This window comes from Massilia norwichensis, from assembly GCF_024753245.1.
GTDB classification, from domain to species: Bacteria; Pseudomonadota; Gammaproteobacteria; order Burkholderiales; family Burkholderiaceae_D; genus Telluria; species Telluria norwichensis.
The window spans coordinates 1-22869 of record NZ_JANUGX010000030.1 but is presented as its reverse complement, the minus strand read 5'-3'; the positions used below and the strand labels follow the sequence as shown (position 1 = coordinate 22869).

Sequence of the window (22869 nt, the reverse complement as noted above, 5' to 3'; positions counted from 1 at the left end):
GGGCCGGGGCCATCGTCAAGCCCTCAGCAAGCTTCGTTGTCCGGCATTATCATGGTCTTTTTATCAGGAGCCGCCATGAACCCGACGTCCACCGATGTACTGCGCATTTCCGCCTTTTCCGACGGCGACGAGGGCGGCAACCCGGCCGGCGTCTGGATCGGCAGCGCGTTGCCGCCGGATGCCGAGATGCAGCGCATGGCGCATGCGGTCGGCTTCTCGGAAACCGCCTTCGCGGCGCGCAGCGGCGATACCTTCCGTGTCCGCTACTTCTCGCCCGAAGCCGAGGTCGCGTTCTGCGGCCATGCCACGATCGCGCTCGGTGCCGCGCTGGCGCATCAATTCGGTGACGGCGTCTACCCGCTGGCGCTGAACCAGGCCAACATCACCGTCGAGGGCCGGCGCGAAGGCGGCCTGACGCTGGCAAGCCTGCAGTCGCCGCCGACCCGCAGCCAGCCCGCCGATCCGCAACTGGTGGCCGCCGCGCTGGACCTGTTCGGCTACGGCGAGGCCGACCTCGACCCGCGCATTCCGCCCGGCCTGGCGCACGCCGGCAACGACCACCTGGTGCTGGCCCTGGCCAGCCGCGACCTGCTGGCGGCCATGCGCTACGAGCTCGAAGCGGGGCGCACGCTGATGCAGGCGCATGGCCTGGTCACCATCGTGCTGGTGTGGGCCGAGAGCGCGCGCCTGTTCCACACCCGTAATCCCTTCGCTTTCGGCGGCGTGTACGAGGACCCGGCCACCGGCGCCGGCACCGCGGCCCTGGCCGGCTACCTGCGCGACCTCGGCTGGCCGCACGGCGGCGCGATCGAGGTGGTGCAGGGCGAGGATATGGGCATGCGCTCGCGCCTGCAGGCCGGTATCGGCGATGCGCCGGGCAGCGCGATCCGGGTGGCCGGAACCGCTCGCTTCATGTAAGCGGAAAATAAGCGAAAAATAAGCGGAAAAGAAATTGAACAAGCGTAGAACGACCGTGCGGAAATTCATGAATAAGGGGTGAAAAGGGGCCCTGCTCAGCAGTTCGGAATTTTTTGGGGAATTGATAATAGTCAACATAAATTCTCGTTATTCCCTAATTAAGGAAGTCTGCCATGGACATGCGCCAACCCGCTATTCCCGTATCCATCAACGCCAAGCAAGAGATGCCGGTCGAGCGCCTGCCGTTCACCGTGCGCCGTGTCGATACCGAGGAGGCGCTGTGGAAGGCTGTCCGCATCCGCCAGTCCGCCTACGCGCGCCATGTGCCGGACTTCGCACGCACCCTGGCCCTGCCGGAAGCCTGCGACTATGCGAACGACACGATCGTGCTGCTCGCCGAATCCAAGCTGGACGGCTCGGCATTGGGCACCGCACGCATCCAGACCAATGTCCACGGTCCCCTGCATGTCGAGGAATCGATCGAGTTGCCGGACTGGCTGCAGGGCCGCCGCCTGGCCGAGGTGACCCGTCTTGGCGTATCGGAAGGGCGCATCGGCCACGTGGTCAAGGTGGCCCTGATGAAGGCCTTCTTCCAGTTCTGGGAGCAGAGCGGCACCGAATTCGCGATCGCCACCGGACGTGCCCCGATCGATCGCCAGTACGAGCAACTGATGTTCTCCGACGTGTTCGAACCTGGCCAGATGATTCCGCTGAGCCATGTCGGCAACATCCCGCACCGGGTGATGGCCTTCGAGATCGCCACCGCGGAAGCGCGCTGGACCGCCGCCAAACACCCGCTGCTGAAGTTCGTGCGCCAGACCTCGCACCCGGACATTCAGGTCGGCGAGTTGCGGACGCGCCACACGCTCAGGGCAGCGATGCCGCAGATGGCCCCCATCGCCAGCCCGATCAGGCAGTTTGCCGTTGCCTGACACAGAAATTGCATGACGGAATCATAGGCAGGCTGTATTCTTGCGGGCAATTGACGTTCAATCGATTGCTTACATGTTTCAGCCGCTCCAGCCCCTCGTTCCGTCGCAGAAATCGCTCCCGGTAATGGCAGCGCATCGCATCGTCGAAGCGACGATGCGTTTCCTGTCGGTGTACCTGGTGCCGGCCTGCGTCGCACTGGTCTCGGTGCTGGCGCTGGTGGCGTGGAACAGCCATGACGTCGCCACCGGCAGCCAGCCCCTGGCCTTGCACGCGGTGGACGAGAGCGCGGGCCCGCTGACGCCCGCGGCGGCCTTGCATGCCCTGGCGCGCACCCAACCGGTCGAGTTCCACGATACCCACCTTTCCGAAGCGCCGCTGTGGTTCAAGCTGCGTACCAATGGCATCCCGAACGAGGCGGTCGAGCTTCCCTCGCGCCATGCGCTGGCGATCCGCTGCTGGGACGCCGCCACCCTGCAGGAGCTGGGCCATGCCTCGCGCGGCGGCGAGCAGGGGGCGCTTGCCGCGGTCAAGTCCGGCTTTGCGCTGCGGCTGCCGAACATGCCGGTCGACGTGCTGTGCCGCGCCACCTTCTCGGGGCCGGCGCATGTGACCGCGCTGCTGTGGCCGGCGGATCAGCTGGAGCTGTCGACCCGGCACTTCCACCGCCAGTCGGGCCTGCTCGACGGCGGCATGATCGTGCTGAGCCTGTTCATCCTGATCACGGCCATCATCAACCGCCAGGCCATCTACCTGCAGTTCGCGGCCTGGCTGATGCTGAACCTGCGGGTCGGCGCCCTGTCGGCCGGCTGGGACACCCAATGGCTGGGGCAGGTGGTGCCGGCCGAGTGGCTGCTGCCGAGCCGCGCGCTGACCATGGCGCTGTACTCGGTGTCGACCCTGACGCTGTACATGACCCTGTTCGGTCACGACTTGCAGCGGACCCGTTTCATCACGCCGCTGCGCTTCATGCAGTGGCTGGCGCTGGCCTTGCTGCCGTGCGCACTGTGGCTGCCTTACGGCTACTTCCTGCCCGTGATGTGGGGCGTGGTGGCAGCCGGCCTGACGATGATGATCATGGGCCTGCTGACCATCATGCTGCGCTCGCAGTCGCGGGTCGCGATCTGGTTTGCCGCCTCCTTCGTCGTCACCTACGTGGGCGGCCTGACCGAAGTGTTTTCCGCCGCCCTCGGCGCGCGCCAGTTGCTGGGCGTGGTCAACAGCGTGACCGCGGCGCTGGCCTCCAGCCTGCTGGCGGCCCTGGCGATCGCCGAGCAGATGCGCATGGAAACCAGGAAGCGGATCGCCGCCCAGGCCGAACTCGAACACGCCTACGAGGCCATGCCGGTCGGCCTGTTCACCCTCGACACCTACGGTAACTTCCTGAGCGCGAACCCGGCCCTGCGCAAGATGCTGGGCGCCGACGCCATCGTGCCGGGCCGCACCGCCTGGAAGCAGTTCTTCGCCGGGAGCCTGTGGGTCGAGCTGCATGAAAAGGTGCACCTGCAGAGCGAAGCCGAGATGCAGCTCGACAGCCGCGACGGCAGCCAGCGCTTCATGGTCAGCGCCACCCTGGCGCGCGGCCGCATCGAAGCGGTGTTGCAGGACGTGACCGAAAAGCACAAGGCCACCGAGCAGCTGCGCTTCATGGCCAACAACGACCCGCTGACCAAGGTCTTCAACCGCCGCGGGCTGGAAAAGCTGTTCGAGACGGTCGCCGCGAACGCGGCGCCGGGCCGTCCGCTGACCCTGGCCTATCTCGACCTCGACCGCTTCAAGCTGATCAACGACCTGTTCGGCCACGCCGCCGGCGACGAAGTCCTGAAGCAGGTCTGCGAACGGGTGGCGATGACGCTGGCCGGCAACCAGCAGGTCGGCCGCGTGGGCGGCGACGAATTCGTGATCGTGATGCCGGACACCGCGATCTCGCTGGCCTCGCTGATCTGCCGCAGCATCGTCGACCGCATCGGCGGCTCGCCTTATCGCGTCGGCGACAAGGCCTTCCACGTGCGCGGCTCGGTCGGCCTGATCGAAGTCGCGCCGGGCATGGCGATGAAGGATGCCATCTCGACCGCCGACCGCGCCTGCCGCGAAGCCAAGGACGGCAACAGCGAAGGCCTGGTCGTGTACAAGCGCGGTTCGAGCGCCTTCGAGGAGCGCGAGGCGGAGCTGAACCTGGTCGCCCGCCTGAACGGCCCGAACCCGACCGAAGGCATGTTCCTCGAGATGCAGCCGATCATGTCGCTGCGCTCGCCGCACGAATCGCTGAACTTCGAGGTGCTGCTGCGCATGCGCGAGCCGGATGGGCGCGTGTCGGCGGCCGGCCCGGTGATCGCGGCGGCCGAGAAGAGCGGCCGCGCAGGCGTGATCGACCGCTGGGTGCTGTCGAGCACCCTGGCCTGGATCGAGGACCACGTCGAGTCGCTGACCAATACCCGCTTCGTCTGCATGAATTTGTCGGGGGCCTCGCTGAACGACGAGCGCTTCGTGCAGGACACGCTGGAAATCCTGGCGCGCCACGAACACGTGGCAGGCCGCCTCTGCATGGAAATCACCGAGAGCGTGGCCTTGCATGACCTCGACAACACGCGCCGCTTCATCGACCAGGTGCGCGCCTTCGGCGTGAAGGTGGCGCTGGACGACTTCGGCGCCGGCTACACCTCGTTCTCCTATCTGAAGGAATTGCCGGCCGACGTGCTGAAGATCGACGGTAACTTCATCGTCAACATCAACGCTCACCCGGCCAACGTCGCCATCGTCGAGGCGATCGTCAACCTGGCACTGAACCTGGGCATGAAGACGATTGCCGAGTGGGCCGAGGATGCGGCAACGGTGCGTACGCTGGCCGAGATCGGCGTCGACTACGTGCAGGGCTGGGCGATTTCGCGTTCGCAGCCGCCGGAAAAACTGCTGACGGCCAGTTCGTCGGCCAGCTTCATCAAGAGCGAGGAAGTGCTGCAATTGGTGCGCACGCTGGGCGCGCCGGCCAACGAGCCGGCACTGGCCGACATCGTTCCGCTGCGCGACCTGCACTGAGCCGTCCGGATTAATTCAGACCGGCCAGGCGCGGGCGGGTTTCCTGCAACATCAGCATGCGCCGCGCTTCCTTCAGCGTGGCGATGTCGCGCGACAGGGTGGCGGGGCGGGCCGCCTGCGGCCGCTTCCAGCCGTCGTGGCGCAGCTCGGCGGGCGTGACCACGTGGCGTTGCGGCTGCGGCTGCGGTTCCAAATTCGCGCTCGACAGCTTGACCATCGCGGCGCCGGCCTCGCAGGGCTGGTCGGTCAGCGTCACGTGGCCGCTCGCATCGACGCACTTCACGATTTCATTGCCGGCCAGTGCCGGGACCGCCATCGATGCCGACAGCGCGGCGGCGGCAAACATGCTCAGTAGCTTGACAGGGCTTTTCATATCGTTCTCCTGTGGTATGGCTACAGTCTGCGCGCCGTGCCCGCTGCTCTCTGTTCGGTGCCTCACCGTGAGGGCGGAAAAGGAAGCGGGCAAGGGCGGCGTTTTCACGCCGTGCCTTGCCCGCTTCCTGAACGATACTTGATTGAAAGCTTAGCCGCGGTTCGGATTGTTCGGACGCGCATCCATGCGATTCGGGATGCCGTCGCCGTCGCGGTCACGATCGCGGCCGTTGCGGATGCCGTCGCCGTCACGGTCGCCGCGGCGCCAGCCGCCGCGTTCCATCACCCAGCGGCCATCGCGCTCGACCCAGGTCGGGGCGCGGTAGGCGTAGCCGTGGCGTTCGCGAAGCCAGGTGCCGCGGTTCCAGACGTAACGGCCGTGGCGGTATTCCCAGTGGCCCGGCGCCCAGACGTAGCCGCGGCGCGGTGGCGGAACCCGCTCGGCACGCGGCGCCGGCGGCGCCTCGCGGATGATGATGGTATCGGCCAGCGCCGGGACGGCAACGCTGCCGAAGGCGCCGGCGACCAGGCTGGCAAGCAGAAGCTTTTGCAGTTTGTTCATTGTGGCCTCCATGTAGAGTTGTACTGCCATGTCACTCTACGCCGGGGAGGCCAGCCCGACTGTGCGCGGTTTAACGCGCTCAGGCGTTGGCGCCGCTCTCGGAGAGCGCGCTCTGGTCGCGCGTTTCGAACACGCCGGTTTCGACGCGATTGATCGTCAGCAGACGGAAGAAAGCCAGCACGCGGATGATCAGCCAGCCGCCGTCGAATTCGAACCAGCGCATCGAGGCTTTCGCCGAGGCCGGATAGGCGTGGTGGTTGTTGTGCAGCTCCGCACCGCACAGGAGGATGGCGATCGGGAAGAAATTGCGCGAATGCTCACGCGTTTCGAAGTTGCGGTAGCCGACGACGTGGAAGAAGCCGTTGGCGAAGCCTGCCGCCCAGACCGGCGACACCGAGAGCTGGAACAGCCAGATGTACAGGCCATGCTCGGCGCCGAACAGCGCCATCTCCAGCAACAGGAAGAACCAGGCACCCTTGAAGCGGTGCTTGGTGTAGAGGTGGGTGTCCATCCAGTCGTCATGGATGCCGACGCCGTAGGTCTTGATCACCTGGGGATCGGTGGCCGCTTTGCGGTACAGGAGCACGCCCTTGGTCAGGACGGTCATCAGGCCATGGATGACCGGGCTGTGCGGGTCGTCGACGGTGTCGGTCTTGGCGTGGTGCTTGCGGTGCACGGCAACCCAGGCCTTGGTGGTCATCCCGAAGGTCGTCAGGAAGATCCACATCCGGAAGAATTGGCACATCACCGGATGAAAGGTGATCGCACGGTGGCTGCGCGACCTGTGCAGGTAGAGTTCGCTGGCGATGATGCTCAGCGCGAACGAAACGGCCATGGCCACCATGACCGCATTGGACGACAGGTGAATAAATCCCGAAAACATCATCTTCCCTTTGTGAGATATCAAACTAGGAAGAAGAATAGCGGGGCGCTATTGTTTTCTAAGCCACGATTACAGGCGGTTTTACCGCCCGTTCTTCGGGATTGCCGCCCTTGACAGGGTGCGTGGCGGCTTACGCGCTCACGAGTTTTGCAAAGCGGGCAAGGTCGACGTTGCCGCCGCTGATCAGGATGCCGACCTTCTTGCCGGTCACCGGCACCACGCCGTGGAGTGCTGCCGCGGCGGCCAGGCAGCCGGTCGGCTCGACGACGGTCTTCATGCGCTCGGCGAAGAACTTCATGGTCTCGACCAGCTGGGCATCGCTGACGGTGACGATGTCGGACACCATCTTCCTGATGACGGCAAAATTATGCTGGCCGAGGTGGCTGGTCTGGGCGCCGTCGGCGATGGTCTGGGGCACGCCGATATCGACGATCTGGCCGCTGCGCAGCGACTGCTGGCCGTCGTTGCCGGCTTCCGGCTCGACGCCGATGACGGTGCAGTTGGGCGACAGCTTCGACGCGGCCAGCGCGCAGCCGGCCAGCAGGCCGCCGCCGCCGAGCGGCACCAGCAGCAGGTCCAGCTCGCCGACCTCGTCGAACAGCTCCTTGGCGGCCGTGCCCTGGCCGGCGATCACGTCCGGATGGTCGTAGGGCGGGATCAGGGTCATGCCGCGCTCGCGGGCCAGGCGCGCGCCGATCTCTTCGCGGTTCTCGGTGTAGCGGTCGTAGAAGATCACTTCGCCGCCATAGCCCTGGGTGGCGCGCACCTTCAGTTCCGGCGCGTCCTTCGGCATGATGATGGCGGCCTTGATGCCCATCAGCCTGGCCGACAGCGCGATCGCCTGCGCGTGGTTCCCCGAGGAGAAGGTCAGCACGCCGGCCTGGCGCTGGGCCTCGCTGAACCTGGCGATGGCGTTGTAGGCGCCGCGGAACTTGAAGGCGCCCATGCGCTGGAAGTTCTCGGCCTTGAAGAGCAACTGCGCGCCGGCCATCGCATCGGCGGTGCTCGACGTCAGGACCGGCGTGCGGTGGGCCGCGCCTTCGATGCGTGCGGCAGCCTGTTCGACGTCGGAATAGGAGAGGGAAGTATCGGTCATGGCAAAAAAGAGAAAGTTCAGGACGCCAGCGGGAAGGCGAATTGCAGCACCAGGCCGCCGCCTTCGCGGCTGCGCACCTGCAGGTCGGCGTTGTGGCGGGTGATCACGCGTTCGACGATCGCCAGCCCAAGGCCGGCGCCGTTGGCCTGGCCACGCGCGCTGTCGAGGCGCGTGAAGGGGCGCAGCAGCAGCTGGATCTGGTCGTCCGGCACGCCGACGCCATGGTCGCCGATCTCGACCACCGCGCGGCGGCCGTGGGCGGTCATCCGGACCTGGCAGACGATGTCGATCTCGGTGACGTCATGGCCCGGGGTCTTGCCGTAGCGGCGGGCGTTCTCGATCACGTTGTTGATCACGCGCCGCAGGTCGGTGGCATTCGCCGGCACGCGGATGTTCGGTTCGATCGCGGTGCGGGTGCGCACGTCGGGCAGGCGCGCTGCGGCATGGGCGCAGTCTTCCAGCAGCTCGGACAGGTCGACCGGCACGAAGGTGGCGGCCTCGGTCGGGCGGGCGAAGTCGAGGAACTGGCCGATGATGGCGTCCATCTGCGCGATGTCGGACTGCATGCCTTCGCGCGCTTCCGGCGACAAATTGGCCATCTCGACTTCGAGCTGCATGCGCGCCAGCGGCGTGCGCAGGTCGTGCGAGATGCCGGCCAGGATAATGGCGCGGTCCTTCTCGAGCTGCTGCAGGTCGTCGACCATCTGGTTGAAGCTGCGGTTGGCCTCGATGATCTCCTGCGAGCCTTTTTCGGGCAGCGGCGCGGGCCGCTTGCCCTGGGCGATCGAGCGTGCGGCCGCGGTCAGGCGCGCCAGCGGGCGGTTGATCAGGGTCGAGATCAGCGCCGCGCCCAGCAGCGACAGCGCGCCCACCACCGTGGCCCAGCCCAGCCACTGCACGCGGGTCAGACCGGCCAGGCGGTCGCGTTCCAGCATCAGCCAGTATTTGTCGCCGTCGATGTCGAAGCTGACCCAGAAGCCCGGCATGTCGTTCACCTTGCGCGAGAAGCGCGTGTCCTTGCCGAGGCGCTGGCGGACCATCGCGGCGATCTCCGGCATCAGCGCGTTCGAGGGCGGCGGCTCGACCTTGTCGTCGGGTTCCAGCGTCAGGATGCGGATGCCTTCGTTCGAGACCAGCTCGAACAGCAGCTCGGTGCGCAGGTCGGGCGCGGAGTGGGTCAGCGCGGCCTTGGTGAGGGTGACCACCGAGACCAGCAGTTCGGCGGTCTGCTCCGCCTGCGGGCCGCGCTGGAACACGTTGATCATGCCGATCCACGATGCCATCGACAGACCGGTCAGGAAGGACAGCAGCAGGAAGGTGCGCCAGAACAGGCCGCTCTTCATGCGGCCGAACAGGCGCCTGCGCCGCGCCGTGAAACTCGTCGGAGAGACTGAAACGGACACTTAGCGCGGCTGCCCTTCGGGGATGAACACGTAGCCCAGGCCCCATACGGTCTGGATGTACAGCGGGCTGGAAGGATCCGGCTCGATCAGCTTGCGCAGGCGCGAGATCTGCACGTCCAGCGAGCGGTCGAACACTTCGTACTCGCGGCCGCGCGCCAGTTCCATCAGCTTCTCGCGCGACAGCGGCTGGCGCGCGTGGCGGGCGAACACTTTCAGCACCGAGAATTCGCCGGTGGTGAGCGGCACGGTCTCGCCGTTTTTCTTCAGCGTGCGGGTACCGAGGTCGAGCACGAAGTCGCCGAACTCGAAGGTCTGCGGCGTCTCGGACGGCGCGCCGGGGATCTCGTCCGGGCCCTTGCGGCGCAGGACCGCGTTGATGCGGGCCACCAGCTCGCGCGGGTTGAAGGGCTTGGGCAGGTAATCGTCGGCGCCCATCTCGAGGCCGACGATGCGGTCCACGTCTTCGCCCTTGGCGGTCAGCATGATGATCGGGGTCTGGTCGCCGGCGCCGCGCAGGCGGCGGCAGATCGACAGGCCGTCCTCGCCGGGCAGCATCAGGTCCAGCACCAGCAGGTCGTAGCGCTCGCGCAGCCACAGCTTGTTCATGGCCGGCGCGCTCTCGGCGGTGACCACCTGGAAGCCCTGTTCGGTCAGGTAACGGCGCAGCAGATCGCGCAGGCGCACGTCGTCGTCGACCACCATGATCTTCGCGGAATGGCCGTTGTTCTGGCCTCCGTTGTTCGAGCTTGTTGCATTCATGAGTCTGTCAGATTTGTCAGATTAATGTCGCTATGGTAACGTCATATGCCTTCGCGGACAGGAGATATTGTCGAGGCATTACATTGTGTTACAAACTTTACCCAATTAGCCTTATACCCGCAGTGGAATCCTCATAAACTGGGCTCACATCGAAACCGAATCGCATCACAGCTTTAGCTTATCTCCTTACTTGGCATCGCGGAAGAGGCACACCATGAACAGCGTCACTCACAACATCGCAGGAACGAAGGCCGGGCTGCTTGCCCGCTGCGCGCTTCGCGGTGCGTTGGCGTGCGTGCTGATGGCCGGCAGCCTGGGCGCCGCGTTTGCCCAGCAGTACGGCGACCGCCAGTTCGACCGCCGCGACAGCCCGGCCATGCAGGCCGACCGCGGCGACCGTGGCGATCGCGGCGGCCGTTACCTGAGCCCGGAGCGCGACCCGCGCTACGACGTCCGCGCCTACGAAGAACAGCGCCGCATGCAGCAGCAGTACCAGCAACAGCAGCAGGAGCAGCGCGACGTGCGCCGCAGCGGCAGCGGACGCATGACGCCGGACGAGCGCCGCGAAATGCGCCGCCAGATCAACGAGGCGGGCATGGACCTGTACCCGCCCCGCCGTTGACCGCATCGCTGATCGCATAATCCTTTCCGCATCACAATCTACGTGATACGCTACCCAGTCTGAGCCCCGGCCCAAACCGCGCCGGGCCGTACCTGGACTGGGAGTTCACGTGTCTACCTCCGAACACTGCATCGCCAAGCGGCATGACGGCGTGTATGCGGACCCCGCCGTACTCGGCACCACGCTGGTGGCTGCCATCGACAGCATCTTCCGCGGCGGCCATTACCTGGCCGGCGTCGACTATCCCGTCCTGCTCAAGGCCTTGTTCGGCCATGGTCCGGCGCTTGCCGGCCCGGACGGCGCGAACCAGCAAATCCGGATCGCCGCCGACATCCTGCCCTTCGATCCCGCCCGGCGCGAGCTGTACCGCGCGGTCAAGATCGGCAAGGGCTACGCCGAATACTACTTCGAGCCGGTCTGGCTGACGGACCCCGCCGATCCGGACGCGCCCGGCCTGCCGGCCCGCCTCGACCCCGACGAATTCATCGCCGACATGTGGGGCAAGGGCATCCGCTTCGGCATCGAGCTGGACGCGGTGCGCGCCGCGATCGCGTCAAGCAAGGCCGACCGCGTGACGGTGGCCCGGCGCCTCGAACCGGTGCCGGGGCAGGACGCCCGCATCGTCGAAATCTCGGACGACATCCACCGCAACGACGCGCCGCGCCAGCTCGCCAACGGCCGCCTCGACCTGCACCGCTTCCAGAACCGCTTCCCGCAAATCCAGCCCGGCGTGCGCCTGCTGCAAAAGATCCCGCTCACGCTGGGCACGCCCGGCTTCGAGATGGCCGGCTCGGCGCTGCCTGCCAAGCCGGGCAAGGACGTCGACCTGGGCGAATATGCCGGTCCCGGCACCAGGGTCGAACGCGCGCAGGACGGCGAATTCCTGGTGTCGCAACAGGCCGGCTTCCTGACCGTGGACAGCGCGACCAGCAAGATCTCGGTGGGCGACAAGATCGTCAGCCGCGACGGTGTCAGCGCCAAGACCACCGGCAACCTGGAGCTGAGCGGCGACTACGAAGAGTTTGGCGAGGTGCAGGAAAAGCGCGTCATCGAAGGCGAGAGCATCACCGTGCACGGCGACGTCTACGGGCGCCTGGTCTCGCGCGGCGGCCGCATCCTGCTGCATGCCAACCTGGTCGGCGGCAGCGCCCATAACCAGCACGGCGACATCCGCGTGGCCGGCGTCGCATCGGGCGCGGTGCTGCATGCCGCCGACGGCGCGATCGTGCTGGACCGCGCCGAGAACTGCGTGGTCTCCGGCACCCGCATCACGATCGCCCATGCGGTCAACTGCGAAGTGATCGGCGACGAGGTGCGCATCGGCCAGGCCGAGGGCAGCGCCATCGCCGGGCGCCGCGTGGACATCGAATGCGCGGCGCCGCGCAAGCAGGGCGAGATGCTGGTCTACGTGCTGTGCCCGGAGGGGCCGCAGATCGACGAGATCATCGCCGTGGTCACGGCGCGCCTGGCCCAGTTCGCCCAACTGGCGGCGCGCCAGAAGGCCGGCATGGACAGCCTGACCGCGCAGCCGGAGGTGCGGCGCTACCTGCTGCTGGCATCAACCGTGCGCAAGAACGAGATCAGCTTCACCCCCGAGCAGGCGCGCCAGTTCCAGCGCATGGCGCAGGAGGTGGCGCCGGCCTTGAAAGCGATCGGCGAGGCGTCCGCCAGGCTCAAACAGCTGGAGGCGGACCAGGAAGAGGGCCGCAAGGTGCTGGCCGACCTCGAACGCCAGCGCCGCGATGCCGCCTGCGTGTCCAGCGTCGGCGTGCAGCAGGTACAGGGCGACACCCTGGTGCGCGTGCTCGGATTCAGCCCGGCGGCCGGCAGCCCGTATATCATAGCGCCGCGCGAGATCAGGACGCGCCTGCGCGGACCGCAGAACGGCGCACTGCTGTTCTCCGGCGCGCACGGACGTTTTGCATGGAGCAGCGACGACAAAAAAGACCAAGAGGAGAAGACAGCTTGAAGACGCATCATCCGAATTTCCGCCGCAGCCTGATCGCCACGCTGGTGGCCGGCGCGGTCGTGGCACTGCCGGCGTTTGCCGCCACCAGGGCGCCCGCCAAGGCCCAGGGCAAGCCGACCGTCGCCGAGGCCGAAGCCTTCATCAAGGATGCCGAAGAACGCCTGGAGCAGCTCGGTCTGGACGCCCAGCGCGCCGAATGGGTGGCCGAGAACTTCATCACCCTCGACACCCAGTCGATGACGGCCCAGGCCAGCGAAGGCTTCCTGACCCTGAGCGGCGAGACCGCCCTGAAGGCGCGCCGCTACAAGGACCTGAAGCTGCCCGAAGCCAGCGCGCGCAAGCTGATGCTGCTGCAGCAGACCCTGATGCTGCCGGAAGCGAAGGACCGCGCCACCTACGCCCGCCTGGCGGCCCACATGACCGGCGCCTACGGCTCGGCCAAGTACTGCCCGGCCTCGGTTTCCACATCTGCCGCCGGCGCCGCCAAGCCGGCCTGCATGCCGCTCGGCGAGCTCGAAAAAGTGCTGGCCACCAGCCGCGACCCGAACCGCCTGAAGGAAGTCTGGCTCGGCTGGCATGCGCAGTCCCCTAGCTACAAGGACGACTACGCCAAATACGTCGAGGTGTCGAACAAGGGCGCCCGCACCATGGGCTATGCCGATACCGGCGCGCTGTGGCGCTCGGGCTACGACATGAGCCCCGAAGCCTTTTCAAGCGAGATGGAGCGCCTGTGGCAGCAGGTCAAGCCGCTCTACGATTCGCTGCACACCTACACCCGCTTCAAGCTGCGCCAGGCCTATGGCGCGTCCGTCGTGCCGGCGACTGGTCCGATCCCGGCCCACCTGCTGGGCAATATGTGGGCGCAAAGCTGGGACAACCTCTACCCGCTGCTGAAACCCGCCACCAAGGACGGCGGCGAAGACCTGACCGCGCTGCTGGAAGAGCGCAAGACCGACGCCGTGGCGATGACGCGCTACGCCGAAGGTTTCTATACCTCGCTCGGCATGCGCAAGCTGCCCGAGACCTTCTGGGAGCGCTCGCTGCTGACCAAGCCGCGCGACCGTGAAGTCGTGTGCCACGCCTCGGCCTGGGACCTGGACGGCAAGGACGACGTGCGCATCAAGATGTGCATCACCCCGACCGCCGAGGACTTCCGCGTCATCCACCACGAGCTGGGCCACCTGTACTACGACCTGGCCTACAGCGTGCAGCCGCCGCTCTTCAAGAACGGCGCCAACGACGGCTTCCACGAAGCCATCGGCGACACCGTGGCGCTGTCGATCACCCCGGCCTACCTGAAGCAGGTCGGCCTGATGAAGACCGAGCCGGATCCGTCGGCGGACATCGGTCCGCTGCTGTACACCGCGCTGCAGAAGGTCGCCTTCCTGCCCTTCGGCTACATGGTCGACAAGTGGCGCTGGCAGGTGTATTCCGGCCAGGTCAAGCCGGCCGACTACGACAAGGCCTGGTGGGCGCTGAAGGAGCAGTACCAGGGCGTGAGCCGTCCGGCACCGATGCTGGAGAACGGCTTCGATGCCGGCGCCAAGTTCCACGTCGCCAGCGATACGCCGTATGCGCGCTACTTCCTGGCCCACGTGCTGCAGTTCCAGTTCCACCGCGCGCTGTGCCGCGAAGCCGGCTACAGCGGCCCGCTCAACCGCTGCTCGATCTACGGCAACAAGCAGGCCGGCGCCAAGTTCCAGCAGATGCTCGCCATGGGCAAATCGAAGCCGTGGCCGGAAGCGCTGAAAGCCGTCACCGGCGAGGACAAAATGGATGCGACCGCGATGCTGGATTATTTCGCGCCGCTGAAGACCTGGCTGGATGAGCAGAACCGCGAGCTGGCCAGGACCGATGCATCCGTGAAGCCTTGACCGTCGTCGTTAGCCTGATTACCGTCGTCCCCGCGCAGGCGGGGACCCAAGTTTTGCAGGCGTCACGTCGGCACAGGCAGACTTGGATCCCCGCCTGCGCGGGGATGACGGGGGATGACGCTTAACTGGCCGCCAGCAGCGCGTAGCATTCCCCGGCATCCTCCGGCAACCCGGCCATCGGCGCAGGGTCGCCATCCTCGATCACCCCTTTCTCGGCCAGCACCCGCAGCTTGCCCAGGTAGTCGGTCAGCATCAGCAGACTCCCCAGCGGCGACATCCGCGCACCCTTGCGCAGGCCGCCTTGTTCGTCCAGCGCCTGCACCACGGTTTCCGGGAAGTTCCACTCACGCGCGATGCTGACGCTCAGGCGCCGCGTGTCGCGTGCCAGCTGGGCCCAGAAGATGCCGGAGCCCAGCTGCGGCTCGCCCTTGGTGACCTGGTCCATGGTCCGCAGCGCCACCGTCAGGCCGACATTCTGCAGCAGGGCCGCCAGGAAGGCGTCGAAGGCTTCGACGCCGCGCGCTGCCGCCATCCTGCGCGCCGCCGTCGCGCAGCGCTCCGAGTGTTCCCACAGGATGGGCGCCAGGCGCCGCACGTAGAAGCCCGAATGCACGTCGATGATGGGCCGGAAGGCGACCGTCGTGATCAGCTGGCGCAGGCCTTCCTGGCCGATCAGGATCACGGCCTGCTCGACGCTGGTGACGGTCGCGCCGGTGCCCTGGTAGCAGCTGTTGGCGAGGCGGATCACCGCCGCCACCAGCACCACGTCGGACGAGATGGTGCGCGACAGGGCGCTGCCCGAAAAGGACTCGCTGCGCAGGCTTTGCAGCAGTTGCGGGATCAGGCCCGGCATGCGCCGCACCAGCGCGGCCCCCGACTGCTGCGAGGACAGGATGCCGGCCAGGGTCTCCAGCACCTGGGCTTCGAAAGGATTGAGTTCGAGGCCGCCTTCGTCCTCGCGCTGGAACAGCCAGGCATGCCAGGCGGTGCCGACGCGGTCGAGCAGCTCGAAGGGCACCGGCGGGCGTCCCGTCTGCGCGGCGGAGAGGGCAGCGCCGTCGGGCGCCGGAGCCGCTGCGGGGACAGGAGGCGCGGCGGGCGGGGAGGGCGCAGAGGAGGGGCTAGCGGCGGGCGCAAGGGTGGGCACCGGCTCCACGGGCGGCACCGGCCGCGCAGGCGCGGGGCGACCGGAAATCAGGCGTCGCAGCCACTGGTACATGATCGGTTCCTCTTCATTTCGCTTGCGCACATGCGCGGTCATTGTACGGACGCATCCGGCGAAAGCAAGCTTGTTCCTGCTTGTAGGAAAGATTGACTGCAGTCAATTGTGAAACCGGGCATGCACCGTAGTATGACAATCCTGAATAAAGGACGCGCCATGCATGACACGACGACTTCTTCCGGCTCTCATCCGACCCAGTTCCTGAGCTTCACGCTCGGCGGCCTCGAATACGGTATCGACTTTGCGAAGGTGCAGGAATTGCGCGTGCTCAAGGCACTTGAGCGCTTCGCCTCCAGCGGCGAGATCATCGGCGGCGTGGCCGTGTCGCGCGGCGTGATCATGCCGCTGGTCGACATGCGCGTGGCCTGCGGCACCTCGCCGGACGCGCCCGACCCGATGACCGACGTGATCATCCTCAAGCTGTCCAGCTGCGCGATGGGGATGGTGGTGGATGGCGTGACCGGCGTGGTGACGCTGCGGCAGGACCAGGTGGCGCCGCTGCCGCCGTCGGGCGGCGACGAGGCGCGCCCGGACTACCTGCTCGGCCTGGGGCAGGCGGGCGGACGCCGCCTGATCCTGGTCGATATCGAGAAGCTGATGTCGGTGCAAAGGCCGGCCAGTTCGCGGCAAGTTGCATAATGTTCCGTCGTCCCCGCGGAGGCGGGGACCCAAGTTCTTCCGACAACTCCACAGCGCGTCAAACTGGGACTCCCGCCTTCGCGGGAGCGACGGTCAGGCCGCCAGGCTCTCCAGCTGCTCCTGCAGTTCCAGCCACTCCTCTTCCAGCGTCCCGAGGTCGCGCACCAGGAAAGCCTGGTCCGCGACCAGCGTCTTCAGCTCTTCCTTCTTGTCCGCTTCGTAGATCGCCGGCTCCAGCAGGCGCGCGTCGATTTCCGCTTTGCGCGCATTCAGCTTGGCCATCTGCTCCTCGATGCGCTTGATGCGGTTCTCGATCGGCTTCTTGACGGCGGCCAGGCGCTGGCGCTCCTCGGCTTCGAGGCGCTTCTGCTCCTTGCGGTCGAGCGCCGCGGCCGGCGCCGCCGCAGCCGCAGCCGGCTTGTCGTCCTTCGAAGGCAGCGGCGTGGATTCGGACGTCTTGCCCAGCTTGGTCTGGAACAGCCAGTTCTTGTAGTCGTCCAGGTCGCCGTCGAAGGGCTGCAGGCGGCCGTCGGCGACGATGATGAATTCCTCGGTGGTGGCGCGCAGCAAGTGGCGGTCGTGCGAGACCACGACCAGCGTGCCCTCGAACTGCGCCAGCGCCATGGTCAGCGCCTCGCGCGTTTCCAGGTCCAGGTGGTTGGTCGGTTCGTCCAGCAGCAGCAGGTTAGGGCGCTGCCACACGATCAGGGCCAGCGCCAGGCGCGCCTTTTCGCCGCCGGAGAAGGGCTTGATCGGGCTGGTCACCATGTCGCCCGGGAAGTTGAAGCCGCCCAGGAAGTTGCGCAGCTCCTGCTCGCGCACGGTCGGCGCGATCTTTTGCAGGTGCCACAGCGGCGATTCGTCGTGGCGCAGCATCTCGACCTGGTGCTGGGCGAAGTAGCCGATCACCAGACCCTTGCCGAGCGTGGCCTTGCCGGCTAGCGGCGCCAGTTCGTTGGCGACCGTCTTGATCAGCGTGGATTTACCGGCGCCGTTCACGCCCAGCAGGCCGATGCGCTGGCCGGTCTGCAGCGAGAAGTTCACGCGGTGGACGATGGTCTTGCCGCCGACCTTGTCGCCGTGCGCGTCGAGGATCGGGTAGCCGGCGTCGACGTCTTCCATCACCAGCAGCGGATTCGGCGCCGAGACCGGGTCGCGGAACTCGAAGGAGAACTCGGCGGCGGCGCGCAGCGGCGCCAGCTCTTCCATCTTGGCCAGCGCCTTCATGCGGCTCTGGGCCTGGCGCGCCTTGGTGGCCTTGGCCTTGAAGCGGTCGACGAAGGACTGCAGGTGGGCGCGGGTGCGCTGCTGCTTCTCGAAAGCCGCTTGGGCCAGCACCATGTGCGCGGCGCGCTGGCGCTCGAAGGCGGAGTAGTTGCCCGAGTAGCGCTTCAGCTTGCGCTCGTCGATGTGCACGATCACGTTCACGATTTCGTCGAGGAAGTCGCGGTCGTGCGAGATGATGATCAGGGTGCCCTGGTAGCGCTTGAGCCAGTCTTCCAGCCAGATGATCGCGTCCAGGTCCAGGTGGTTGGTCGGTTCGTCCAGCAGCAGCAGGTCGGAAGGGCACATCAGCGCCTGCGCCAGGTTCAGGCGCATGCGCCAGCCGCCCGAGAAGCTGGCCACCGGCTGCTGCATCTGCTCCAGCGAGAAGCCCAGGCCCAGCAGCAGCTGCTCGGCGCGCGACTGCACCGTGTAGGCGTCGGCATCCGCCAGCGCCGAGTGCAGGTTGCCGATCGCGATGCCGTTTTCCTGCGTGTGCGGGGCCGCTTCGAGGCGCTCCAGCTCGGCCTGCAGCGTACGCAGGTTGGCGTCGCCGTCGATCGCGTATTCGATCGCCGGGCGGTCCAGCGCCGGGGTTTCCTGCGCCACGTAGGCCATGCGCCAGCGCTGCGGGAAATCGATCGCGCCCTGGTCCGGGTGCAGTTCGCTCCTCAGCATCGCGAACAGGCTGGATTTACCGGCGCCGTTCGCGCCGATCAAGCCGATTTTATCGCCGGGGTTGAGGGTCAGGTCGGCGTCTTCCAGCAGCGGCTTGGTGCCGCGCATGAGACTGACGTTGAGAAATCGGATCATTGGAGGTCACTTCGAAATCGTCGTTCCCGCGCAGGCGGGAATCCAAGTGCTGGTGGTTCGCCGTTAACTTGGACCCCCGCCTTCGCGGGGGCGACGGTGAGAGTTATTCGCGGGAACGACGGTGAGAATTACTTGGCCAGCTGCTCCGCGGTCAGCAGGAACACCGCATCGTCGCCCTGGCTGGTGGTCAGCCAGGTCAGGCCCAGGTGGCCGAAGGCCGCTTCCGCGTATTCGCGCTCGTTGCCGATCTCGACGATCAGCACGCCTTCCGGCGTCAGCCGCTCGGCGGCGCCGTCGACGATCTTGCGCACCAGGTCCATGCCATCCTCGCCGCCGGCCAGGGCGATCTGCGGCTCGCGCATGTACTCCGGCGGCAGCTTGCCCATCGAATCGCTGTTCACGTAAGGCGGGTTGGTGACGATCAGGTCGTACTTCTTGAACGGCACGTTCTCGTACAGGTCGGACTCGATCGGGTTGACGCGGCCATTGAGTTTATAGTCGCGGATGTTGCGCTCGGCCACCGCCAGCGCATCCTTCGAGATGTCGACCGCATCGACCAGCGCGTTCGGGAAGGCGTCGGCCAGCATGATCGCCAGGCAGCCGGAGCCGGTGCACAGTTCGAGCACGTTCTCGACGCCTTCCGGGTCCGACACCCACGGGCTGAACAGGTTCGGGATCAGCTCGGCGATGAAGGAACGCGGCACCAGCACGCGCTCGTCGACGTAGAAGTTGTAGCTGCCCAGCCAGGCTTCGTTGGTGATGTAGGCGGCCGGCACGCGCTCGCTGACGCGGCGTTCGATCACGGCCAGCACCTGCAGCACTTCTTCCGGCAGCAGTTTGGCGTCGAGGAAGGGATCGAGCCGATCGAGCGGGAGCTTGAGGGTGTGCAGGATCAGGTAGGCCGCCTCGTCGAAGGCTTCGGCGCTGCCGTGGCCGAAGAACAGCTTGGCGGTGTTGAAGCGGGTGACGGCGTAGCGCAGCAGGTCGCGCGGCGTGCTGAAATTGGTCGTGGCCATGATGGGTCTCGCGGAAAATGGTTACGCCGCAGCGGGCGCGGGCGCCAGCAGCGTCTCTAGCGTGCGGCGGTAGATGTTCTTGAGCGGATCGATGTAGCGCAGTTCGATGTGCTCGTCGATCTTGTGGATGCTGGCGTTCGGTGGCCCGAATTCTATCACCTGGGGGCAGATGCGGGCGATGAAGCGCCCATCGGAGGTCCCGCCGGTGGTCGACAGTTCGGTGACCACGCCCAGCTCGTGCTTGATGGCGCCGCAGATGGCTTCGGACAGCGTGCCCTTCGGCGTCAGGAAGGGTTCGCCGGACAGCGTCCACTTCAGGTCGTAGTCCAGGCCATGGCGGTCGAGGATGGCGTGCACGCGCTGCTCCAGCCCGTCGGCCGTGCTGGCGGTCGAGAAGCGGAAGTTGAAGTCGACCTTCATCTCGCCGGGGATGACGTTGTTGGCGCCGGTGCCGGCATGGATGTTCGAGACCTGCCAGCTGGTTGGCGGGAAGTACTCGTTGCCTTCGTCCCAGACCTCGGCGGCCAGTTCGGCCAGCGCCGGCGCCGCCTGGTGGATCGGATTGCGCGCCAGGTGCGGGTAGGCGATGTGGCCCTGCACACCCTTGATGGTCAGGCAGCCGCTGAGCGAGCCGCGGCGGCCGTTCTTGATCATGTCGCCCAGCACGTGGCTGGAGGTCGGTTCGCCGACCAGGCAGTAATCCAGGGTCTCGCCGCGCTCTTCCAGCATCTCGCAGACGACCACGGTGCCGTCCACGGCCGGGCCTTCCTCGTCGCTGGTGATCAGGAAGGCGATCGAGCCGGCGTGGCCCGGATGCGCCTCGACGAACTCCTCGACGGCGACGACCATGGCCGCGATCGAGGTCTTCATGTCGGACGCGCCGCGCCCGTACAGCTTGCCGTCGCGCCGGGTCGGGGCGAAGGGCTGCGATTGCCACTGGTCGAGCGGGCCTGCCGGCACCACGTCGGTGTGGCCGGCGAACACGAACACCGGCGACTCGGTACCGCGGCGCGCCCACAGGTTGGTCACGCCGTTCGACTCGATGGTCTCGCAGCTGAAGCCGAGCGGCGCCAGCAGCGCCTGAAGCTTCTGCTGGCAGCCCTTGTCCTGCGGGGTGATCGAATCGAGGGCGATCAGTTCCTCGGTCAGCTGCAGGGTGCGGGTGGTCTTCATGCCGGCGAGTCTCCGAAGCTGCGCTCGTACGCGTCGCTTGAAAAGCCGACCTTCAGCGGGCCGGCGCCTTCCAGCACCGGGCGCTTGATCACGGAGGTGTTCTCCAGCATCAGCTCCAGCGCGCTGGCCTTGTCGACGATTTGCGCGCGGCGCTCGTCGGACAGCTTGCGCCAGGTCGTGCCCTTGCGGTTGACCAGGACTTCCCAGTCGAGCTGCTGCAACCAGGCCGCAAGGATCTCCCGTGTGAGACCTTGCTTCTTGAAATCGTGGAATTCGACGTCCTGGCCGTGCTCGGCGAGCCAGGTGCGCGCTTTCTTGACGGTGTCGCAGTTCGGAATGCCGTAGAGAATAATTTTTCTCATTGAATCAATAGCTTATGTTAGTTCTTGTGCTGCATTGAGGACTCAGGCGCTGCGTGCATGTGGTACACAACGCTAGCTCATGCCGATGAAGGCGAGAGGATACCACGCGCCGTTGTTGTTCAGAGATCACTTGGCATTCTGCTTTCTTTATAGACATTCGCTCGGCCGTTTCGTATCCTCTGACATTTGAACTCAAGCCTTCCTTATGGATAACCAATACGTCGGTAAAGTCGAGACCTTAACTGGATGGCGTCCAGCTTTCCTGTTCCGAGACGATGATGAGCCAGATGAGGTCACTATTCATGTATGGGGAAACGAGGAAAAGCCGTTCGCGGTATCGGCTAAAGTGGTTTATGACAATGCCGTGGGGACCAGTATCCAATTAGTACCTACGCTGCTCTACGATACTGACCAAGGCGGGGGACTGGTTGTTGCTCAGGATAAGAAAATTTTAGAAAGCAATTTCGCTTCTTACCGAATGTCTCTCATTCGCGAAGGGGAGGAGTGGCGGGGCCGCTGGTCATGCACTGACGGTTCATCTGGCGACGCAGATTTTTCTCCAGTGAAAGATACTGCTGAGTTAAATGCGCATCAATGCGGTAGCTGGGCGGAATTTAAGCGATGGGCCGATGAGGTGCGCCAGCTCGGTTTAATGAGCGCCTTCCGAGGTCATGGAAGCAACAAATTTAGGTTGCGCACGTCCCTTCAGCGAGTAGGCCGTAATCGGTTAGAACGTTATTGTGCAGAGACGCTGCCGGAATTTAAAGCACACGTTGAAGCGGTTGAAGGAACACGATTTGCCCTCTCAAACGGAGAGGATTACGCAACTCTACTGGGTTTGGCTCAGCATCACGGTTTGCCTACTCCGCTGCTAGATTGGACTCGCTCTCCTTATGTTGCGGCCTTCTTTGCGTTTGCAGATGCAATCGAATGGCAAGATTCGCGAGATGCTACTCATGTACGGGTTTATGGTTTATCTAGTGATTTTATAACCCGAACAGGCAAGAGTTCAATAACAGTACCGTTCTATCGTCCATACGCTGCGGCGCTTGAGATTGGCCCATTGCGAAATCCACGGCTATATGCGCAACAGGGACTATTTATGGTAACGAATGCAACCAATGTCGAGCATGTGTTACTTGAGGCTGGAGCAGTGGAGGGCAAAGAGTATCTTGTTGCTGCAGATGTGCCGATCAAGTTTGCGACCGAGGCGCTACAAGATTTAAAGTACATGGGTTTAACCGCAGGAACTATGTTTCCGGGATTGGATGGTGTATGTCGAATGATGAAGCATTCCATGTACTCGCGCGCGAAGCCGAAGCTTAACAACGAATGAAAGAAAAATAAACAGATTGCCTCTCCGCAACGCTGCCATAAAGCGGGTCAGCAGAGCACCTGTGAATAGGAGAGTCTTTCTTGGCCCTTGCGTTTGTCGGACGGATCAGAAAGTCTACGTTAGAGTTTCAACCCGAAGTCCCATGGAAAGTGTGCAGGCCCCGAACGCCTGGAAAGGGCTGCCCAGTTAATTCTTACTTTGTTCGGTGGGGTGATGAGCCGTTCTTCGTCTTTGCTCCATTCGAATTCGCTTTCAAAGAGCATTCCGGGAAAGTGTGGCCACAGGGCGCCAAAAGTAATGTAGTGCCATTAGGGACTCTACATGCTCCAGTTGAAGGTGTTCGACGAGGACATCCGATAACATCATTTTCCCCAGTGGCGGGCTGTCAAAATGCACTGTAGGGAAATCGAATGTCGATTTAGCGTCTACCAAAGCCACAGCAATAGTGTCTATGCCCATGCTTGCATCGAATTCTAAGGAGACCAACGCGTCAGAAAAACGATAGCCCCACCAGTTCTCTCCCACTCTTGTTGGGTGCCCCAATTGCTGTTGTACCCAAAGGGAGGATGTGCCAAGTTCAATGCCCGTGAAGATGTTGCTCGGCGCTTTTCCGACCTTAAT

The 22869-nt window shown here is 65.2% G+C and carries 20 protein-coding genes; 8 read left to right on the top strand and 12 right to left on the bottom strand.

Going from position 1 to position 22869, the window contains the following annotated elements; all coding sequences use genetic code 11:
- The first annotated feature begins 75 nt into the window (after nt 1–75).
- The 3 genes from NX782_RS21160 to NX782_RS21150 all read left to right on the top strand — a co-directional run bounded on the left by NX782_RS21160 (nt 76) and on the right by NX782_RS21150 (nt 4884).
- A complete protein-coding gene (locus NX782_RS21160) occupies nt 76–918 on the top strand; it encodes a PhzF family phenazine biosynthesis protein (protein WP_258847475.1) in 843 nt (280 codons plus the stop codon).
- Nucleotides 919–1091: 173 nt separating this feature from the next.
- Nucleotides 1092–1850, top strand: a complete 759-nt coding sequence (locus tag NX782_RS21155; RefSeq protein WP_258847474.1) for a hypothetical protein — start codon at nt 1092–1094, stop codon at nt 1848–1850.
- A gap of 124 nt (nt 1851–1974) precedes the next feature.
- Complete coding sequence (locus NX782_RS21150; protein ID WP_258847473.1) at nt 1975–4884, top strand: EAL domain-containing protein; 2910 nt, start codon at nt 1975–1977, stop codon at nt 4882–4884.
- 10 nt (nt 4885–4894) lie between these two features.
- Here NX782_RS21150 and NX782_RS21145 read toward each other — a convergent pair whose 3' ends face one another.
- The 6 genes from NX782_RS21145 to ompR form a co-directional block, all read right to left on the bottom strand.
- Nucleotides 4895–5257 carry a DUF4124 domain-containing protein gene (locus NX782_RS21145; protein ID WP_258847472.1) on the bottom strand — a complete coding sequence of 121 codons (363 nt, stop codon included), beginning with the start codon at nt 5255–5257 and terminating at the stop codon, nt 4895–4897.
- Nucleotides 5258–5407: 150 nt separating this feature from the next.
- Entirely contained in the window at nt 5408–5818 is a 411-nt protein-coding gene (locus NX782_RS21140) for a YXWGXW repeat-containing protein (RefSeq protein ID WP_258847471.1), read from the bottom strand.
- Nucleotides 5819–5897: 79 nt separating this feature from the next.
- Nucleotides 5898–6653 (bottom strand): fatty acid desaturase, encoded by a 756-nt coding sequence (locus tag NX782_RS21135; RefSeq protein ID WP_258847470.1) that lies wholly within the window; start codon nt 6651–6653, stop codon nt 5898–5900.
- Between the two features lie 178 nt (nt 6654–6831).
- Nucleotides 6832–7797 carry a threo-3-hydroxy-L-aspartate ammonia-lyase gene (locus NX782_RS21130; protein ID WP_258847469.1) on the bottom strand — a complete coding sequence of 322 codons (966 nt, stop codon included), beginning with the start codon at nt 7795–7797 and terminating at the stop codon, nt 6832–6834.
- Between the two features lie 17 nt (nt 7798–7814).
- A complete protein-coding gene (locus tag NX782_RS21125; RefSeq protein ID WP_258847521.1) occupies nt 7815–9140 on the bottom strand; it encodes a sensor histidine kinase family protein in 1326 nt (441 codons plus the stop codon).
- A 60-nt stretch (nt 9141–9200) separates the two neighbouring features.
- Nucleotides 9201–9959, bottom strand: a complete 759-nt coding sequence (gene ompR, locus NX782_RS21120; RefSeq protein WP_258847468.1) for an osmolarity response regulator transcription factor OmpR — start codon at nt 9957–9959, stop codon at nt 9201–9203.
- 214 nt (nt 9960–10173) lie between these two features.
- On the opposite strand from ompR, the gene NX782_RS21115 reads away from it, so the two are divergent.
- From NX782_RS21115 to NX782_RS21105, 3 genes are all read left to right on the top strand, one after another.
- Nucleotides 10174–10581, top strand: coding sequence for a hypothetical protein (locus NX782_RS21115; protein ID WP_258847467.1), 408 nt, complete (start codon nt 10174–10176; stop codon nt 10579–10581).
- Between the two features lie 109 nt (nt 10582–10690).
- On the top strand, nt 10691–12550 hold the full coding sequence (locus NX782_RS21110; protein ID WP_258847466.1) for a flagellar assembly protein A: 1860 nt from the start codon (nt 10691–10693) through the stop codon (nt 12548–12550).
- Entirely contained in the window at nt 12547–14424 is a 1878-nt protein-coding gene (locus NX782_RS21105; RefSeq protein WP_258847465.1) for a M2 family metallopeptidase, read from the top strand. Before NX782_RS21110 ends, NX782_RS21105 begins: the two co-directional genes overlap by 4 nt.
- A 121-nt stretch (nt 14425–14545) precedes the next feature.
- Here NX782_RS21105 and NX782_RS21100 read toward each other — a convergent pair whose 3' ends face one another.
- Nucleotides 14546–15643: an HDOD domain-containing protein gene (locus NX782_RS21100; RefSeq protein WP_258847464.1), complete on the bottom strand. Its 1098-nt coding sequence runs from the start codon at nt 15641–15643 to the stop codon at nt 14546–14548.
- A gap of 159 nt (nt 15644–15802) precedes the next feature.
- On the opposite strand from NX782_RS21100, the gene NX782_RS21095 reads away from it, so the two are divergent.
- The gene (locus NX782_RS21095; protein WP_258847463.1) at nt 15803–16285 is read left to right on the top strand and encodes a chemotaxis protein CheW; all 483 of its coding nucleotides are present in this window, start codon (nt 15803–15805) and stop codon (nt 16283–16285) included.
- Nucleotides 16286–16378: 93 nt separating this feature from the next.
- On the opposite strand, the gene NX782_RS21090 is transcribed toward NX782_RS21095, so the two are convergent.
- The 4 genes from NX782_RS21090 to NX782_RS21075 form a co-directional block, all read right to left on the bottom strand.
- Entirely contained in the window at nt 16379–18361 is a 1983-nt protein-coding gene (locus tag NX782_RS21090; protein ID WP_258847462.1) for an ATP-binding cassette domain-containing protein, read from the bottom strand.
- A gap of 128 nt (nt 18362–18489) precedes the next feature.
- Nucleotides 18490–19377 carry a 50S ribosomal protein L3 N(5)-glutamine methyltransferase gene (prmB, locus tag NX782_RS21085; protein WP_258847461.1) on the bottom strand — a complete coding sequence of 296 codons (888 nt, stop codon included), beginning with the start codon at nt 19375–19377 and terminating at the stop codon, nt 18490–18492.
- 21 nt (nt 19378–19398) lie between these two features.
- Nucleotides 19399–20550, bottom strand: coding sequence for a succinyl-diaminopimelate desuccinylase (dapE, locus tag NX782_RS21080; protein WP_258847460.1), 1152 nt, complete (start codon nt 20548–20550; stop codon nt 19399–19401).
- Nucleotides 20547–20912, bottom strand: coding sequence for an ArsC family reductase (locus tag NX782_RS21075; RefSeq protein WP_258847459.1), 366 nt, complete (start codon nt 20910–20912; stop codon nt 20547–20549). The genes dapE and NX782_RS21075 overlap by 4 nt, the downstream gene beginning before the upstream one ends.
- A gap of 205 nt (nt 20913–21117) precedes the next feature.
- Between NX782_RS21075 and NX782_RS21070 the strand changes: the two genes are divergently transcribed.
- Nucleotides 21118–22248, top strand: a complete 1131-nt coding sequence (locus NX782_RS21070; RefSeq protein WP_258847458.1) for an FRG domain-containing protein — start codon at nt 21118–21120, stop codon at nt 22246–22248.
- Nucleotides 22249–22500: 252 nt separating this feature from the next.
- Here NX782_RS21070 and NX782_RS21065 read toward each other — a convergent pair.
- On the bottom strand, nt 22501–22869 hold a 369-nt coding region (locus tag NX782_RS21065; RefSeq protein ID WP_258847457.1), incomplete at its 5' end, for a hypothetical protein.

What these genes read in the sequence shown, in the direction of transcription:
- NX782_RS21135 (WP_258847470.1), bottom strand. Translation starts at nt 6,653, where the DNA reads ATGGCCGTTTCGTTCGCGCTGAGCATCATCGCCAGCGAACTCTACCTG.
- NX782_RS21100 (WP_258847464.1), bottom strand. Translation starts at nt 15,643, where the DNA reads ATGTACCAGTGGCTGCGACGCCTGATTTCCGGTCGCCCCGCGCCTGCG.
- NX782_RS21070 (WP_258847458.1), top strand. Translation starts at nt 21,118, where the DNA reads ATGGATAACCAATACGTCGGTAAAGTCGAGACCTTAACTGGATGGCGT.
- NX782_RS21090 (WP_258847462.1), bottom strand. Translation starts at nt 18,361, where the DNA reads ATGATCCGATTTCTCAACGTCAGTCTCATGCGCGGCACCAAGCCGCTG.
- NX782_RS21155 (WP_258847474.1), top strand. Translation starts at nt 1,092, where the DNA reads ATGGACATGCGCCAACCCGCTATTCCCGTATCCATCAACGCCAAGCAA.
- prmB (WP_258847461.1), bottom strand. Translation starts at nt 19,377, where the DNA reads ATGGCCACGACCAATTTCAGCACGCCGCGCGACCTGCTGCGCTACGCC.
- NX782_RS21130 (WP_258847469.1), bottom strand. Translation starts at nt 7,797, where the DNA reads ATGACCGATACTTCCCTCTCCTATTCCGACGTCGAACAGGCTGCCGCA.
- NX782_RS21125 (WP_258847521.1), bottom strand. Translation starts at nt 9,140, where the DNA reads ATGAAGAGCGGCCTGTTCTGGCGCACCTTCCTGCTGCTGTCCTTCCTG.
- dapE (WP_258847460.1), bottom strand. Translation starts at nt 20,550, where the DNA reads ATGAAGACCACCCGCACCCTGCAGCTGACCGAGGAACTGATCGCCCTC.
- NX782_RS21140 (WP_258847471.1), bottom strand. Translation starts at nt 5,818, where the DNA reads ATGAACAAACTGCAAAAGCTTCTGCTTGCCAGCCTGGTCGCCGGCGCC.
- NX782_RS21115 (WP_258847467.1), top strand. Translation starts at nt 10,174, where the DNA reads ATGAACAGCGTCACTCACAACATCGCAGGAACGAAGGCCGGGCTGCTT.
- NX782_RS21160 (WP_258847475.1), top strand. Translation starts at nt 76, where the DNA reads ATGAACCCGACGTCCACCGATGTACTGCGCATTTCCGCCTTTTCCGAC.
- NX782_RS21150 (WP_258847473.1), top strand. Translation starts at nt 1,975, where the DNA reads ATGGCAGCGCATCGCATCGTCGAAGCGACGATGCGTTTCCTGTCGGTG.
- ompR (WP_258847468.1), bottom strand. Translation starts at nt 9,959, where the DNA reads ATGAATGCAACAAGCTCGAACAACGGAGGCCAGAACAACGGCCATTCC.
- NX782_RS21075 (WP_258847459.1), bottom strand. Translation starts at nt 20,912, where the DNA reads ATGAGAAAAATTATTCTCTACGGCATTCCGAACTGCGACACCGTCAAG.
- NX782_RS21145 (WP_258847472.1), bottom strand. Translation starts at nt 5,257, where the DNA reads ATGAAAAGCCCTGTCAAGCTACTGAGCATGTTTGCCGCCGCCGCGCTG.
- NX782_RS21095 (WP_258847463.1), top strand. Translation starts at nt 15,803, where the DNA reads ATGCATGACACGACGACTTCTTCCGGCTCTCATCCGACCCAGTTCCTG.